12 protein-coding genes are annotated in these 15,597 nt (G+C 69.8%); 4 read left to right on the top strand and 8 right to left on the bottom strand.

The window, feature by feature from the left end; all coding sequences use genetic code 11:
- Positions 1-114: 114 nt before the first annotated feature.
- The 5 genes from OHA77_RS05025 to OHA77_RS05005 form a co-directional block, all read right to left on the bottom strand.
- Positions 115-1,926 carry a DUF2264 domain-containing protein gene (locus tag OHA77_RS05025; protein WP_406316458.1) on the bottom strand — a complete coding sequence of 604 codons (1,812 nt, stop codon included), beginning with the start codon at positions 1,924-1,926 and terminating at the stop codon, positions 115-117.
- Positions 1,927-1,966: 40 nt separating this feature from the next.
- Positions 1,967-4,117, bottom strand: a complete 2,151-nt coding sequence (locus OHA77_RS05020; RefSeq protein ID WP_406316457.1) for a beta-galactosidase — start codon at positions 4,115-4,117, stop codon at positions 1,967-1,969.
- A 38-nt stretch (positions 4,118-4,155) separates the two neighbouring features.
- Complete coding sequence (locus OHA77_RS05015) at positions 4,156-5,004, bottom strand: carbohydrate ABC transporter permease (RefSeq protein WP_326821814.1); 849 nt, start codon at positions 5,002-5,004, stop codon at positions 4,156-4,158.
- On the bottom strand, positions 5,001-5,849 hold the full coding sequence (locus OHA77_RS05010; RefSeq protein WP_326821815.1) for a sugar ABC transporter permease: 849 nt from the start codon (positions 5,847-5,849) through the stop codon (positions 5,001-5,003). The genes OHA77_RS05015 and OHA77_RS05010 overlap by 4 nt, the downstream gene beginning before the upstream one ends.
- Before the next feature lie 138 nt (positions 5,850-5,987).
- Positions 5,988-7,205, bottom strand: a complete 1,218-nt coding sequence (locus tag OHA77_RS05005) for an ABC transporter substrate-binding protein (RefSeq protein WP_326821816.1) — start codon at positions 7,203-7,205, stop codon at positions 5,988-5,990.
- A 199-nt stretch (positions 7,206-7,404) separates the two neighbouring features.
- Between OHA77_RS05005 and OHA77_RS05000 the strand changes: the two genes are divergently transcribed.
- Positions 7,405-8,592 (top strand): ROK family protein, encoded by a 1,188-nt coding sequence (locus OHA77_RS05000; protein WP_406316455.1) that lies wholly within the window; start codon positions 7,405-7,407, stop codon positions 8,590-8,592.
- A 78-nt stretch (positions 8,593-8,670) separates the two neighbouring features.
- Here the strand turns inward: OHA77_RS05000 and OHA77_RS04995 are convergent, their stop codons facing one another.
- Entirely contained in the window at positions 8,671-9,891 is a 1,221-nt protein-coding gene (locus tag OHA77_RS04995; RefSeq protein WP_406316454.1) for an MFS transporter, read from the bottom strand.
- 65 nt (positions 9,892-9,956) lie between these two features.
- On the opposite strand from OHA77_RS04995, the gene OHA77_RS04990 reads away from it, so the two are divergent.
- Positions 9,957-11,003 (top strand): DUF5937 family protein, encoded by a 1,047-nt coding sequence (locus OHA77_RS04990; protein WP_406316452.1) that lies wholly within the window; start codon positions 9,957-9,959, stop codon positions 11,001-11,003.
- Positions 11,004-11,311: 308 nt separating this feature from the next.
- On the opposite strand, the gene OHA77_RS04985 is transcribed toward OHA77_RS04990, so the two are convergent.
- A complete protein-coding gene (locus OHA77_RS04985) occupies positions 11,312-11,890 on the bottom strand; it encodes a TetR/AcrR family transcriptional regulator (protein ID WP_406316451.1) in 579 nt (192 codons plus the stop codon).
- A 70-nt stretch (positions 11,891-11,960) separates the two neighbouring features.
- On the opposite strand from OHA77_RS04985, the gene OHA77_RS04980 reads away from it, so the two are divergent.
- Positions 11,961-12,881: a zinc-binding dehydrogenase gene (locus tag OHA77_RS04980; protein ID WP_406316450.1), complete on the top strand. Its 921-nt coding sequence runs from the start codon at positions 11,961-11,963 to the stop codon at positions 12,879-12,881.
- 54 nt (positions 12,882-12,935) lie between these two features.
- Positions 12,936-14,024: an FAD-dependent monooxygenase gene (locus tag OHA77_RS04975; RefSeq protein ID WP_406316448.1), complete on the top strand. Its 1,089-nt coding sequence runs from the start codon at positions 12,936-12,938 to the stop codon at positions 14,022-14,024.
- 131 nt (positions 14,025-14,155) lie between these two features.
- Here OHA77_RS04975 and OHA77_RS04970 read toward each other — a convergent pair whose 3' ends face one another.
- Positions 14,156-15,265, bottom strand: a complete 1,110-nt coding sequence (locus tag OHA77_RS04970) for a serine hydrolase domain-containing protein (RefSeq protein ID WP_406316446.1) — start codon at positions 15,263-15,265, stop codon at positions 14,156-14,158.
- Positions 15,266-15,597 lie beyond the last annotated feature (332 nt).

The following is a 15,597-nucleotide window of genomic DNA, read 5'->3' as shown; positions in this document are numbered from 1 at the left end:
CCCAGAGCAGTAACAAGCACGCAGGAAGCTACTGACGGGTTACTTGTCGGTTGGGGGTTGGCCCACACCAAGATCGCGAATGTGGGTTCTGGGCGTATGTGGGCCGACCCCCCGCTACCCGCGGAGCCCGGTGGCGGGGTCGCCGGGCAGCAGGCCCGAGACGGTCTCCCAGCCGGGCGGCTCGGGCCACTCCGCGTCCGGCCGGCTCTCCGCCAGGCCCAGCACCGCGCAGACCAGCCAGTGCTCACCCGGTCCGTGCTCGCCGGCCAGCGTGGGGATCACCGTGCGCGGGGCGAGCACGTTGGTGCCGGGCAGGGCCTGCACCAGCCGTCCGGCCCGCGTCCCACGGAGGTCCTCGATCACGCACAACCCCGAGGGAGAGTCGAAGCGGGCGTGGCCCGGCCCCTCGGCGGAGCGGTGCGCGGGCGCGTCGCGGTTCACCGCGAAGGCGCCCTCGGCGGAGTGGAGCCCGCGTTCCGACCGGATGCGGTGCACCCGGACGTGCCACGGAGGCCGGGCGATCAGCCAGGTCTCGATCTCCACGTCCGGCCACGGCGTCCAGCGGCTGTGCAGCAGGCCGTCGTGTGCCGTGGAGTCCCGCGGTACCTCACAGGGCCGCCAGTGCGTCCCGTCGTCGCTCACCGCGAGAGTGCTGTCGAACGCGCCCTGCTCAAGGCCCTGGGAGCCACTCGGCACGCTGAACCCGAAGCAGGTCGAATAGGCGAACTTGGCGTACTTCGCCGCGCCGTGGCGTGCCCAGGTGTTGTGCTGCCGCGCGCTCAACATGACCACCTGCCGGCCCCCCTCGCACCGCATCAGCGCGACGCCCGCCTCCGGCTGGGTGCTGACCGGCGGGAGTTCCGGCATGGCCCGCTCCGGCTCCGCCCAGAACGGGTGTCCGGCGGGCACCGCCAGCGGCAGGAACGCCTTCATCGCCCAGTAGGGGGAGCCGGGGGCGTTGTACTGCTCGGTGAGCATGGGCTGGGCGTAGCCGTAGCCCAGGGTGAGCAGGCCCGCGGAGTCGCGGATCGGCCGCGCCAGCCACCAGCGCAGGTGCCGCGTCAGATGGCCCCGCACCGTCCCCCACGGCAGGGCCTCGACGTCGGCGAAGGCGAGCGCGCCCCAGAACGCCCCCTGCGCGAAGCGGTACGTCAGGCTCCGGCCGAAGGGGACGGCGGCCCCGTCCGAGGCGAACCAGTGCTGGAAGTCGAGGGCGAAGGCCGCCGCCCGCTCGCGGAGACGTTCGGCGCGGCCGGGGTCCCGGCCTCCGGCCAGGGCGGCATAGATCAGGCCGTAGTAGTGCATCGCGAACGGGACGTAGTAGTCCCGCTGGGCGGTGGGACCGTCGCTGTACCAGCCCCCGCCGAGCGCGAAGGACTCCAGGCGCTCCAGCCGGGCGGCGTTGGGCGCGGGGTCGAAGCCGACGCCGACACGGTCCAGGCCGAGCCCCACCAGGACGGGGAAGAAGTGCCAGTTGTTGTCGGCGGGCTCGACGGTGAGCGCGTGCCGCAGCCAGGCCGCCAGGTTGTCCCGTTCCCGCCCGCTCAACGGGTCCCACACGGCCTCGGGCGCGACGGCGAGCGCCAGGCCGATCGCGGCGGTCTCCACCAGTCGCTGGTCGACGTCGCGCACCGACCCCCAGAACTCCTCGTGCCGGGGGTCGGTGCCGGACGCCAGCCCCCGGCGCCACAGCTCCCAGTGCTCGAACGTCCCCCCGCCCGCGGCCAGCGGTGCCAGCCCCCACAGCGGCCGGGCGAACGCCTCAAGCTCGGCGGCCTCGTCGGGGTAGAGGGCGGCGTTGGTCCCGAGCCGCAGACGCGCGCGGCCGGGACTGAAGCGGGGTATCAGCGGATCGGTCAGCTCGCGTACGAGCCGGCTCATGTCCTCGCGGTCGTACGGCACGGCCGGCGTCCCCTTCTTGCGCATGCTTAGTCTTATCTCCGAAAAAACATCGGGTGTCCCGGTCTCATCCGATCCGCCGGACCTTCCCTCCGACGCGGGCCAGGTCGGCGGGGAGGTCGGCGCGTACCTCCCGGTCGCCGACGGCGATCCACGCCGGTACGGCCGAGTCGAGGAAGCCGTTGAGCCCCTTGACGACGAAGTCGTCCAGCTCGCCCCCGGCCAGCCGTACCACGGCCGCCCCGCCCCGCGCGCCCGCCGTCTCGACGACGCCGTACGGGGTCTCCACCCTGACGGGTCCGTCGTTCCCGCTCTGCACGAGGATGGTCAGATACTGGACGTCGCGTCCGGGATGAACTCGTAGAAACGCGTCCGCCTCGCCGCGCGTCACCCGGACCGCGCCGGCGTCCGAGCCGGTGTCGGTGTCGGTGTCGATGTCAATGTCGGCGTCCAAGGCGGTGGGCGAAGCGGTGTCCGAGGCGGTGCCTGAGGCGGTGCCTGAGGCGGTCGGCGAGGCGGCGGGCGACGGCACGGTGCGGCCGAGCGCACGGGCGAGAATGTCGCACGGGCGCAGGTCCTCGTCGAGGCCGGGTTCGGGGCCGTCCAGCACGATCCGCCCGCCGCCCGCGAGATAGCCGGCCAGCAGCTCCTGGACGCGGCGGTGCATGAACGGCCCGCCGGGAACGGTCAGCGTCCCGTGGGCGGCCAGCCGGTCGGGCGTGGCGCTCTCCAGCTCGACGACGGCGTAGTCACGCCCTGCCCGCCGCATCCGGTCGTGGAAGGCGCGCAGGGCGGCGCCGCACCGGGGCGCCCCGGCCTGCTCCGGACCGGACCAGGCGGCGATCCCGGCATAGGGCAGATACAGCCCGAAGGCCTCTCCTGCGACGGGCGCGCACTCCAGGAACTCCACGCCGTGCAGGGCGAAGAAGTCCGCCAGCACCCGGACGACGGGGGCCTTCACCCCGGCGGAGCCGTCGGCGGCGATGGGCGCGCTGTCCGGGTAGGGCATGGTGTGCGCCGCGTCCAGGTCCGGTGACCAGCCGGAGGTGGCGGCCCCGGTGTAGACGTTGAACCCGGTGGCGCCGGCGGCGAGGGCGAGCAGGGTCTGGTGGTAACTGGTGGTCGCGTCGGCGTAGGCGCGGTCGTAGAGCTCCGAGAAGCCCCAGTTCTCCTCCAGGTTGGGGCCGGGGGCCCGCTTGGCGGCGATCACGTAGCGGGCCTGGGCGTCGGGGTCCGCCGAGACCACGCCCATCCAGTTGGTGAAACCGTAGGCGACATCCCCCCACGACTCGGGGCGCACCCGGGCCAGCCAGTCGTCCAGTTCCTCGACCGTCGGCGGGTTCAGGTTGACCACCACGGGGACCCGGCAGTCCACCGCCGCGCTCCAGCGGAGGTAGACCTCGGCGAGGTAGTCGGCGTGGAAGCGGCCCCAGTCGGCGTAACCCTGCAGCTCCTCCGGCCGCGCGGCCCCCGTCCAGGCGCGGGGCGGCTCGACCTCGTCCCATCGCCGGTGGTCCGTCGCGTGGGTGCGGTTGTACTCCTCGACCGAGCCGTACCAGGCCAGGAGGCGCTCGCGGAAGAACGCCAGCCCCGAGGGGCTGTAGTCGTAGGCCGACAGCGACCGCGCGCCGTTGGTGTAGAGGCCCTCGTTGGCGATCTGCATCATGATCACCGGGCCGTCCGGGTGGGTCGCGGCGTCCAGCACCTCCTTGCCGACCGCGGACAGCCACCGGGTGACCTTGGCCAGGAACGCCGCGCCCAGCGGGGTGGGCAGCGGTCTGCCCGGCAGGTGCGTGGCCGAGTCCGCCCAGTACGAAGGGGAGCCCGCCGCGTCGAGCAGCGGCTCGATCGCCCCGTCCGCGGAGGGGCAGACCCAGTCGGGCAGGCCGCCGTAGGTCGTCTCGGCGTGGATGAACGGGCCGGGCTTGGCGATGACCTTCAGCCCGAGCCCGTGACACAGGTCGAGGAAGCCGACGACGTTCCTGCCGGGGTGGCTGTCGCCGGTGAAGTCCGGCGCCGTCACGGCGTCGGGCTGGTGGTGCCGCCACGGGATGTAGCTGCTGATCACCTCGACGCCCAGCTCGTCGCGTATGGCGCGGAGCCGGTCGGCCCAGACCCCCGGGTCGTCACGGTAGTAGGGGTAGTCGGCGCTGACGAGCGCCCGGGGCTCACCGTCGACGACGGTGACTCCGTTGCGGACCTCGATGGTCACGCTCACACTCCCGTTCCTTCGGTACGGCTCACGCCGTAAGGGGATCAGCTCTTGAGACCGGTGAAGGCGATGCCCTGCATGATGCGCCGCTGGAAGATCAGCAGGACCACGATCACCGGCACGACCGCCAGGGCGGCGCCCGCCATGATGTAGTAGGCGCGGCCGGACTCGCTGCTGGCCAGCTGCTGCAGGGCGAGGGGCAGCGTGTAGAGCTCGGGGTCGTTCAGGACCACCAGCGGCCAGACCAGGTCGTTCCAGTGGAAGATGAAGCTGGTGATGGTGACGACCGCGAGCACCGGTTTGGACAGCGGCAGGATGATCCGCCAGAAGATCTGCATCCGGCCGGCGCCGTCGATCCGCGCCGCCTCCTCCAGCTCGCCCGGCAGCGAGAGGAAGAACTGCCGGAGCAGGAAGATGTCCAGGACCGAGGCCACGTTGGGGATGATCAGACCCCATCCGGAGTCGAACATGCCGAGCTGCTGGGTGACGTGGATGCGGGGCACCAGCAGGGTGATGGTCGGCACCATCATGCCGGCGAGCATCAGGACGAACAGCTTGTCCCGCCCGGGGAAGGGGATGCGGGCGAAGGAGTAGGCGGCCAGCGCGTCGATCAGGAGCTTGGCCGGCACCAGGACCAGGCAGACCCAGACGCTGTTGAGGAACGCCTGGCCGAGCCCGCCGACCTGCAGGACGTGCTCGTAGTTCTCCAGGGTCGGCGACCAGTCGCCGGTCTTGCGGTCCAGCGGCAGCAGGCTGGGCACCTTGGTGTAGACGTCGGAGCCATGCTTGAACGAGGTGGCCAGCATCCAGACGAACGGGACCACCGAGACCGCCACCAGCAGCACCAGGGCGATGTAGATGGGCGCGAGCCGTACCTTCTTCGATGTCGTCACGAGGCCTCCTGCTTGACGAACCTGAACTGGAGGGCAGTGATGATCATGATGAAGACGAACAGGATGAACGACATCGCGCAGGCGGCGCCCATCGCGTCGTAGCGGAAGGCGAACAGGTAGAGATGCAGGACGTAGGTCAGGCCTGACTGCTCCGGTCCGCCGGTGACGCTCCTGCCGCCGCCGCCGGAGAAGATCACGTAGACCAGGCCGAACACCTGCAGCGCCGCGATCACACCGGTGACCAGCAGGTAGAAGGTGGTGGGCCGCAGCATCGGGAAGACGACCCGCCAGAACCGCTGGATCGGGGTGGCGCCGTCGATGACCGCCGCCTCGCGGATCGAGTCGGGGATGCCCTTCAGCCCCGCCAGATAGATGATCATGGAGATGCCGCACTGCCAGGCGGCGATGAACGCCAGTGCCGGGATGACCAGCTCGGGAGTGTTGAGCCAGTTCTGCCCGGGGATTCCGAACAGCCCCAGGAAGCTGTTGACCAGCCCGTACTGCGGGTCGTAGAGCCAGCGCCAGATGGCGCCGACGGCCGCCTCGGCGGTGACCACAGGCAGGAACAGCAGCAGCCGGAACACGTTGGAACCCCGGCGGATCGCGTTGAGCAGCAGCGCCTGGGCCAGCGCGGTCCCCAGCGTCAGCGGCACCGCGATCAGGGTGTACTGGAGGGTGACCTGCACCGACTTCCAGAAATGCGGGTATTTGACGTCGTCGGAGAGCAGATCGACGTAGTTGGCCAGCCCCACCCATGCGGCGTCGGTGCGCAGGTCCCAGTCGGTGAAGCTGTAGTAGAGCGCCGACAGCGCCGGATAGAGCAGGAAGACGATGAAGTACGCCATCGCGGGAGCGATCAGAAGCCACCCGATGACGTGGTCGCGCCCCCCGAGGCCCGGGAGACGGCGTCGCCTCCCGGGCTCGGGTGCCGCGGTGGGCCTTTCGGCCTGCACCGGAGATGCCACGTCTGTCTCGCCTCCGTGTCAGCCGGTCCAGCCGAGCAGGGCGCGGGTCTTGGCGGCCGCGTCGCTCAGGGCCTGCTGGGAGGTGGCCTTGCCGCTCAGCGCCGTCTCGATGGCGGGGGCGATGATCTCGTCGTTGATCTGGATCCACTGCGGCAGGGACGGGCGGGCCTGGGCGACCTTGAGCTGCTCCAGGAAGGCCGCCTGGTCGGGTCCGAAGGTCGCGGCGTCCCGCTCGGCCGCCGCGATGTTGGTCGGGAAGCCGCCGAGAGCCTGGGCCAGCTGGGTGTTGTTCGTGGCGTCGGTCAGGTAGGCGAGCCACTTCCAGGCCAGGTCGGCGTTCTTCCCCTTGCTGAAGACCACCCCGTTCTCACCGCCGATGTTGCCGGCCGGCTGGGTCTTGTACGGCAGGGGCGCGGTGCTGAACTGCAGGTCGGGGAACTGGTCCTTGATGTTGGCGACGTCCCACGGGCCGGAGATCATCATGCCGGCCAGTCCGTTCTCGAACGCCTTGTCCGAGTCGGTGATCTTCCTGGGTGAGGAGGGGAGCAGGTCGACCCAGAGCTGCAGCGCGTCGACGCCGGGCTGCTGGTCGAAGAGGATCTTCTTGCTCTTCTCGTCCACCAGGGAGCCGCCGGCGCCCGCGACGATGCCCGGCCACATCCAGGCGCCGTAGCCGTCGCCCTTGGGCACCACCATGCCGGCGGTCTTCGGATCGTCCTGGTGGATCTTCGTGGCGATCTGCTTGAGCTCGTCCCAGGTCTTGGGCGGCGTCGGGACGAACTTCTTGTTGTAGAAGAGAGCGACAGCGGTGTGGTCCACGGGCAGGCCGTAGAGCTTGTCGTTCACCCGGTTGGTGTTGAGCGCCCCCTCGTAGTAGGCCTTCTCGTCGACGGTGCCCGCGGGCAACTCCTTGATCGTGCCGTCGAGCGCGTATCGGGCCACGAGTGGCTGGTCGAGGATGCCGGCGTCCGGGACGCTCCCGCTGGCGATGGCGCTGCCGAGCTTGGTGTTGTAGTCGTCCTTGGGAATTTTGACGATCTTCACCGTGACTCCGTTGGCCTTCTCGAAGTCGGTGCGGAGCTTCTCCACGACCTCTCCGGCCTGCGGTGTGCGGTCCTGGAACATCCAGTAGGTCAGTGTCTTGGCCTCTGCGGCCTTATCGGAGCCGCTGCCGCACGCGGTAAGTCCGATGAGCAGCGCCACACCGGCAGCCGTCCCTGTGACTCTCCTGATCATTTCCTGACTCCTCATAGGGGGTTGAACGGACGATAATGTAAGCCGCGAAAAAAGTTCAGCCCTCTGAGGAAACGCTTTGGTAACGCGGCTGTGATGACAGCATGCTCATCGGCCCGATGGCCGGTCACCCGAAGTCGGTCGGCGGACAATTGAATTCAAGCTTTGAACTAACATTGTCGCGAAAGTAAGGAGGCTGACCATGGCGAGGCCTGAGCGCAGGACGGTCCGGGATGTCCGCAAGGGCAACCAGTCCATGCTGCTACGCACGCTGTACTTCAACGGGCCCGCCAGCCGGAACGAGCTCACCCGGCTCACCGGACTGAGCGCCGCGACGGTCAGCAGCATGACCGGCGACCTGCTCGCCGACAACGTCGTCGTCGAGGCCGGCCACGTCGAGTCCGACGGCGGGCGTCCCCGCGTGATCCTCCGCGTCAACCCCCGCTACGGCTACGCGATCGGCGTCGACGTGGCCGACACGCACGTGCGCGTCGAGCTTTTCGACCTGGCGATGAACGAGAAGGCCAAGGTCGAGTACGCTCTGCGCCCGGCCAGGCATGACATCGAGCTGGTGGTGCGGCACATCCTCGCGGGCATCGACGTCGTGCTCGCCGACGGCGGGGTGACCGCCGCACAGGTGCTCGGGGTGGGAGTCGGCGTCCCCGGCATCGTGGAGCACGGCGGCGACGTGCTCGTCCACGCCAAGACCTTCGGCTGGGACGGTGTCCCCCTCGGCGCCCTGATGCGCGCCGGCACGGCGTTCCCGGTGTTCGTCGACAACGGCGCCAAGACGATGGGCCAGGCCGAGCTCTGGTTCGGCGCGGGGCGCGGGGCCGGTGACGCGGTGATCGTGCTCATCGGCTCAGGGGTCGGAGCCACCGTCGTCACCGACGGGACGACCTTCCGGGGTGTGAGCAGCAGCGCCGGCGAGTGGGGCCACACCAAGATCGTTGTGAACGGCCGGGCCTGCCGGTGCGGCGGACGCGGCTGCCTGGAGGCCTACGTCGGCGCCGAGGCCATCCTCGACCGTGCCGGAATCGCCACGCAGACGGCCGACTGGCAGGCCGAGCTGGCCCGGCTGCTCGAATCCGGGTCACCGGTCCTTGAGGAGACCGCCACCTACCTGGGCGTCGGCCTGTCCAATCTGATCAACCTGATCAACCCAGAACGGATCGTCATCGGCGGCTGGGCCGGTCTCCTCCTCGGCCGGCACCTGCTCGCCGACATCCGCGCCGCCTCGGCGGACAACTCCCTGGCCCAGCCGTACGCCGCCACCTCCATCGTGCTGGGCCACCTCGGTCCCGACGCCGTCGCGCTGGGGGCCGCCACCCTTGTCCTGGAGAGGTTTCTGAACTCCCGTCCCACCGCGCAGATCCCCGCCACCGGCTGAACCCCACGGACGGGCCGCGTCGTCGAGCCGCCCGGCTTTTCCCCGGGGGAGAAGCCCGGAAGCCGCTCGACCCCGCGATCATCGGTCACGCATGGCACGGATCAGTACGGGCATCGCGACCAGCAAGGCGATTCCTCGCAGCACACCCGCGACAGGGTACGGCGCACGCAACCCGAACGCGTGCGCCACCAGTCCGCCGGCCAGCGCTCCGAGCGGGATCAGTCCCCAGCCGAGCATCTTGTAGACGCTGTTCACCCGGCCGAGCATCTCGGACGGCACGATCTGCTGCCGGAGGCTGACGGTCACGATGTTCCAGAGCGTTATGACGAAGCCGTTGACGGCCAGCAGAGCGCCGAGCACGATCGCGTTCGGGCTCAGCCCGATCCCGACGAAGACGACGACGTTCGTGGCGAGCGCGGTGAGGAGAGCGGGAAGTGCGCCGACTCTGTTGACGACGCGCGCACTGACCAGGCCGCCGAGCAGGCTGCCGATCGCGGCGCCGGCGAGCAGCAGGCCGTAACCGCGCGCGTCGAGGTGCAGCGTCCGGGTCGCCAGCAGGACGAGTGTGACGTTACCGAGTTGGCCGCAGAAGGTGTTGACACCGAGCAGGACCGCGAGGGTGCGCAGCAGCCGGTGACGGGCCAGCCGGCGCAGGCCGTCCGCGATCGCCGTCCGCATCGGCGGGTGCTCGATCTGCCGGTGCCTCCGCCTGGGCAGTGTCGCCAGCAGCGCGGCGGACAGGGCGAAGGAGCCGGCGTCCATCCCGAACGGCAGCGCCACGACGACCGCGAAGAGCAGGCTGCCGATCGGTGGTCCCAGGAACTGGCAGCCGATCGCTGTGATCGTCTGCTGGTGGCCGTTCGCCCTGTGCAGCAGGGGCTTGGCGACGATATCCGGCAAGATCGCCTGCGCTGCGTTGGCGAAAACGGTCTCGCACGCCCCCAGTCCGAAGGCCATGATCGCGAGCGCCGGGATGCCGATGTGGCCGAACGCGGCAAGGACCGCGACGACGCTGACGATCACTGCCTGGATCGCCTGCGAGCGCCACATGAGGCCGACGCGGTCGTACCGGTCGACGAGCGCACCGGCGGGGAGCGACAGCAGCAACCACGGCAGGTACGTCGCTGCGGAGACGACCGACACGAGCCGTGGGTCGCACGTGATCGTGACGGCCAGCAGTGGAACGGCCGCGGCGAACGCCCCGTCACCGACGGCGTTGATACCCGTCGCCCACCACAACCGCCAGTAGGCCGGAGACAAGCGTGGCTCGGCGTCGGTCTGCGTCATGTCCTGCCTCATGCCGGGATCTTCGGGCGCCGGGCGCTGACACGACATCATTTAGGCCATTGCTCCATAGTGAATCCATGGCCTTGACGATCGATCTCGGCGTGGCCGAGCTGGCGGCGACGCGATTCGCGATCTCACCACTGTCTGAGACGGTGGCCGGCCTGCAGCAGCTGGGTGATATCGATCGGCACCCGCTCAACCTGCGGTGGCTGCGGTGGGCGGCGGACGAACTCGCCAGGCAGCCACTCGACCTCGCGCATACCTTGCCGCTGCTCATGAGCGACCGACCGAGCTGGCCGGAGTTCCTCGTACCCGCTCCTCTCGGCGCAGGGGCATCCATCGAGGACGACCTGGCGGCCTTGCAAAGGACGACTGCTTCTCAGGTGCGGGCCAGCCTCCGGCGCGTGTTCGGCGAAGACCCCCCTGACGCAGTCGCCGCGATTGCCGCGCAGCCGGCCACAGGCCTGCGGGCGATCGCCGCAGAACTGCGTGCGGCGCACGACCGGCTCATCGCGCCGCACTGGTCACGGATCCGGGCCGTACTCGATGCGGACGTCATCTATCGCGCCAAGCAGTTGGCCACGGGCGGTGCGATGAGGTTGTTCACCGATCTGCACCCGGATCTGCGCTGGTGCGATGGCCGGCTGATGCTGGGGGGAGCGCGCTGGCAAGCCGAGCGCGTCGTTAACCGGGGTCCGGGTGGACTGGTCCTCATCCCCGTCGTTCTCGGCTCGCCCTACGTGCTGATCAAGCAGAGCACCTCCACGCAGACCACGGTGCGATATCCGGCACGGGGCGTCGGGGCGTTGTGGACCGCGGGGACACAGGCGCCCGCGGGTAGCACGGTCCGGTTGCTCGGTCGGGCGCGGGCCGAACTGCTGGAGGCACTGCGGTCACCGGCGACGACGACGGACCTGGCTCGTGCGTTCGGTGTCACACCCAGCGCGGTGTCGCAGCATCTTGGCGTGCTGCGTGAGAGTGGGCTGGTCGCGCGTGAGCGATCCGGGCGTAATGTCCTGTATATGATGACCGCTCTCGGGGCGTCCCTGAGCGGGACAAAGGGCATGACGAGCATCGAAATGAGAAGTCCCGTCAGCGGAGCCGAGTTCAGCCTCCTACCGTGACTTTCTGTTCGGATGCGCTTCGCAGGAACATTTCCGCAGGTCAAAGTGGAACGCCTCGGCGATCGTTATCGCGCCGGACCTATCCCGCCATGTTCGAGCGGTGACCCTCCAGGGCCGGTCGGGGGGCCGGGGTACCGCCTGACCACGCCACGTGATCGACGGGCGCAGGCTTCTGAGCGCCGACACCGGGGGCGTCGTCCGCGAGTGGAACCTTGACCCCGCTCAGGCCGTGTCCGACCTGTGCTCTGTCCTCGGACCGTCTACCTGGAACGACTACGCGCTGGCCCGCGCGGAGGGCTGGCCTGACTTCACCGCCCGCTTCTCCCTCGCGGGCGCAGGCCGTCCATCATGACTGTGACAAAGCCGCCGGCGAGGTCCGGGGATGCGTCGCTGGAACGTGCGATCGCATAGGTCACCTCGCCCAGCATCACCGTGGCGACGTCCGGGTCGATGTCGGTCCTGATCCCTCCTGCCTCGCGCGCCCGGTGGATCATGTCGGCGAACGCCTTGCGGAGCTCGGCGCGACACGCACTTGTCAGGGGCACCTGCAGCCGGGTGAACTGCTCGCTCACGATCCAGTGGGCGGCTTGGAAGTCGATCAGGTCCAGCAGGAACCGGCGCAGGGCGGCGACGGGGGCGGGTTCGGCCACCGCCTGATGGGCCCGCTGGATGAGCGGTTCGAGCAGGTCGGCCACCGCTGCGTCGATGAGCGCGTCCTTGGTGCCGAATGCTCGCACGATCGTGGCCGCTCCCAGCCCCGCCTGGCGGGCGATGGCCTCCACGGTGACGGTGGTCCCGGGCTGGGCGAGCAGCGTCTTGGCGGCCTCCAGGGCGAGGCTGCGGTTGCGGACGGCATCGGCCCGGCGCGGGTGTTCGGCGGTTGACATCTGAAATGGCCGTTCCATATCGTTAAGTGGAATGTTCGTTTCAGATAGCTTACGAGCCTGGAGAGGGCCTATGCAAGCACTGATCAGCGACCCGGACACCCCTGCTGGTGTGCGGCTCGGCCAAGTCCCCCAGCCGGTGCCGCAGGCCGCCGAGGCCGTGATCGAGGTGGAGTGGTTCACCCTGCTCGCCCGCAATCTCGATCACGCGGCCACGCTGCCACCGGGAAGCATCCCGGGATTCGACGCGGTGGGCACGGTACGGCGGGCGGCCGAGGACGGCACCGGTCCCGCGCCGGGCACCCGAGTGGCCACGCTGATGACCGGAAACGCCTGGGCGCAGCTGCGTGCCGTTTCCACGAGCGAGCTGGCGATCGTGCCGGAGCAGGTCGACTCCGGCCAGGCCACGACCTTGCTGGTGCCCGGGGTGAGCGCGCTGCGAGCCGTCCGGCGGCTGGGCGCGTTGGCCGGCCGCCGCCTGCTGGTCACCGGGGCCGCAGGCGCGGTCGGACACTTCGCCGTCCAGCTGGGCCGGCTCGCCGGCGCGTACGTGATCGCCGCAGTACGCGACCCCGGCAGCCGCGACCGGCTGGTGGGACTGGGAGCCGATGAGGTGGTCACCGAGCTCGGCCAGGTGTCCGCTCCGGTGCACGGCGTGATCGAATCAGTCGGCGGGCCGCTCCTTGCTCAGGCCTTCGACCTGCTGGCCGAGGATGGTCTCATCCAGCAGGTGGGGGCGAGCTCGGGACAACCGACCACGTTCGCCCCTTACCAGATGGTCGGACGGCGGCGCGCCATCGAGGGCTTCTGGGCGGGCGACCGGTTCGGACCCGACCTGTCGTATCTGCTGGACCTGCTCGCGGAGGGCAAGCTCGTCCCGTTGAACGACGAGCGCGCCACGTGGGACGACATCGACGCACTCTCCCAACGGCTGCGAGCGGCCGACGCCCCCCGCAGGCTCGTGGTTGCGGCCTGGCGAACCCTCGCGTCCTGATCCCGGCGCGGTCGCGGATCGCGACTGCGAACGACAACACCCTTTGGAGTGGCGATGAGCAAGAAAGTGCTGATCTCGGGAGCGAGTATCGCCGGGCAGACTTTGGCCTACTGGCTGACCAAGCACGGTTTCCAGACCACGGTGGTCGAGCGGACGCCCGAACTGCGGACCGGCGGCCAGGGCGTGGACGTACGCGACCAGGCACTGGACGTGGTCGAGCGCATGGGCGCCCTGCCGCGGATCCGGGCGGCGGTGGCCGACGTGCGCGAGATGCGGTTCGTGGACGCCGCGGGGCAGCGGGTGGCCTCCGTGGAGCTGGCGAACGACATCGAGATCATGCGCGGCGACCTGGTGAAGATCCTGTACGACGTGACCAAGGACGACGTCGACTACATTTTCGGCGACTCGATCAAGAGCCTGGCGCAGGACTCCGAGGGCGTGACCGTCGCCTTCCGCAGCGGCGGAGCCGGCCGGTTCGACCTGGTCATCGGCGCGGACGGGCTGCATTCCAACGTGCGGCGCCTGGCCTTCGGGCCGGAGTCGGAATTCCTCGACTACCGGGGCTACTACTTCGCCTTCGGCAACGCCGACGCGGCACTGGGCGCGGACCGTACGATCACGATGTTCAACACGCCCGGCAAGATGGTGGGAATCTACCGCTCAGGCAACCACGCCCAGGCCAAGGCGTACTTCATGTTCCGGCGTCCCGAGGCGATGGACTACGACCACCACGACCTGGACGAGCAGCGCCGACTGCTGAAGGAGAACTTCGCCGGCGAGACATCGTGGCGGGCGCCGGAGCTCCTGGACGGCGCGCTGGCCGACGCCGACCTCTACTTCGACGCCCTGAGCCAGGTACGCATGCCATCATGGTCCACCGGCCGGGTGGCCCTCGTGGGCGACGCCGCCTACTGCGCATCCCCCGCCTCGGGGGCCGGGGCGGAGCTGGCCCTGACCGGTGCCTACCTGCTTGCCACGGAGCTGGCGCACGCGGACCACCGCGAAGCCTTCCGCCGCTACGAGGACCGGCAGCGCAAGCTGGTCGATGTCAAGATGCAGATCAGCGACAACCTGGGCCTGATGGTGCCCGAGACTCAGGACGACATCCAGGCCAGGAACGTCGCGCTCACAGCACATCAGTGAGCGCCCCAGCGCCTGGGCCGCCGCCGTCGACCGTACGGCTTCTCCCCGGGGAAACGCGCCGACGGCGGCGGTGAGGGCCGCCGATCGACCGGGACTACGTGGTGGGGGCAGACCTCCTACGGAGGAGGAGGTCAAGAGGCCGGGTGCCGGGAGGCCGCCGAGCAGAAGCACGCCTCGAAGAGCCTGGTGAAGGTCTCCACGTAGTCGTTCCAGTCGCCGTTCATGTTGCTCACCAGCGTGTGGGCGCCCTGCCGGTCGCCCATCGCGTAGGTCACCGAGCCTTGGATGTATCCGCCGCCGCCCCAGAGCGTGACCCCGCACGAGAGCGTCTGCGAGTAGACGCCGAGGCCGTACCTGGTGTTCGGGACCCAGTCCGCGCCCTCCGTCGAGACGGTGGTGAACATCTCCTTCTGCAGGGCGGGCGGGAGGAGGCGGCCGCGCAGCAGGGCCCGCAGGAACCGATGCAGGTCCGAGGTCGTCGACACCATGCCCCCGGCCGCGCCCGCCCAGCTGAGGTCCGCGTCGGTCACGTCATGGATCTCCGTGGGACGGCCGGCCTGGTCGGACTTCGAGTAGTGGCGGGCGTGCGGGGCGCGCATCGTGTTGTCGGTGCCCGGTAGATACGTGCCCGTCAGGTGCAGAGGGCGGGCGATGCGACTGTCGATCTCCTCGGCGAGGGCCGAGCCGGTCGCGCGCTCGACGATCATTCCCGCGAGGGTGTAGTTGACCTTGGAGTAGATGAAGCGCCTGCCGGGCTCTTCCGGGTGCGGCGTCGCCTGGCCGGGGACGGCGTCGGGGAGCCCGCCGGTGTGGTTGAGCAGCTGCCTGATAGTGATCTTGGTGCCGTCCGCGCCGAGATACTCCTCCACCACGCCGGGCAGCCACTTCGCCACCGTGTCGTCCAGGGTCAGCTCGCCTGCGGCCGCCAGTTGCAGGACCACCGTCGCGGTGAACGCCTTGGTGAAACTGCCGATGCGGAAGTGTTCACCCGGCTGGCGCTGGTGGCCGGTCTGCAGGTCGGCCACCCCCGCCGTGCCGAACCACGGCTTCGCGTGACCGTCCCTGAGCTCGGCGAGGACGCCGGGGACGCCGCCGTCGGCCACGACCTGGCCGAGCACGCGCTGGAGTTCGGTGTGGCCCCGGTCGCGCCCGGCCGCGGAGGCGGCGGGAGCCATCATGGCGCTCCCCGCCACGGTGAGGGCGGTGACAAGCAGACCGGTATGGGCGCGGAACATGAACATTTATGCCTCCTTGGGCATGGCAGAAAGACCGGAGGTCGGCGGAACGGGTTCAGGCATGGCTGTGCCTGAGCAGGGTCGGGTCAATGAGCACGCGAAGGCCGGTGAAGGCCACGGAGGGTGCCGTCGATCGATCGCTTCGGATCGTCCCGCCGTTCAGCGGGCGTGCCCGGTACGAGCGGGGGCGCAGCCGAGGAAGCGCAACCGTCTCACCGGCGGTGTCCCCTGCCGGATACGCAGAGGAGGCCCATGGGGGACGTGCTCAGGGGCTCATGCGCCGATCGGCGACGCGCGAACGGCGCTTCGGACCAGGGAAGGGGTTAGGGAAGGGAGGT

This window comes from Streptosporangium sp. NBC_01639 (assembly GCF_045209755.1).
Classification (GTDB): Bacteria; Actinomycetota; Actinomycetes; order Streptosporangiales; family Streptosporangiaceae; genus Streptosporangium.
The sequence above is the reverse complement of the archived record's forward strand: the minus strand, read 5'-3'. Positions and strand labels throughout refer to the sequence as shown.

Coding starts and splice junctions, on each gene's coding strand:
- OHA77_RS05025 (WP_406316458.1), bottom strand. CDS start 1,926: ATGCGCAAGAAGGGGACGCCGGCCGTGCCGTACGACCGCGAGGACATG.
- OHA77_RS05010 (WP_326821815.1), bottom strand. CDS start 5,849: ATGGCGTACTTCATCGTCTTCCTGCTCTATCCGGCGCTGTCGGCGCTC.
- OHA77_RS05005 (WP_326821816.1), bottom strand. CDS start 7,205: ATGATCAGGAGAGTCACAGGGACGGCTGCCGGTGTGGCGCTGCTCATC.
- OHA77_RS05000 (WP_406316455.1), top strand. CDS start 7,405: ATGGCGAGGCCTGAGCGCAGGACGGTCCGGGATGTCCGCAAGGGCAAC.
- OHA77_RS04995 (WP_406316454.1), bottom strand. CDS start 9,891: ATGAGGCAGGACATGACGCAGACCGACGCCGAGCCACGCTTGTCTCCG.
- OHA77_RS04990 (WP_406316452.1), top strand. CDS start 9,957: ATGGCCTTGACGATCGATCTCGGCGTGGCCGAGCTGGCGGCGACGCGA.
- OHA77_RS04985 (WP_406316451.1), bottom strand. CDS start 11,890: ATGTCAACCGCCGAACACCCGCGCCGGGCCGATGCCGTCCGCAACCGC.
- OHA77_RS04980 (WP_406316450.1), top strand. CDS start 11,961: ATGCAAGCACTGATCAGCGACCCGGACACCCCTGCTGGTGTGCGGCTC.
- OHA77_RS04975 (WP_406316448.1), top strand. CDS start 12,936: ATGAGCAAGAAAGTGCTGATCTCGGGAGCGAGTATCGCCGGGCAGACT.
- OHA77_RS04970 (WP_406316446.1), bottom strand. CDS start 15,265: ATGTTCATGTTCCGCGCCCATACCGGTCTGCTTGTCACCGCCCTCACC.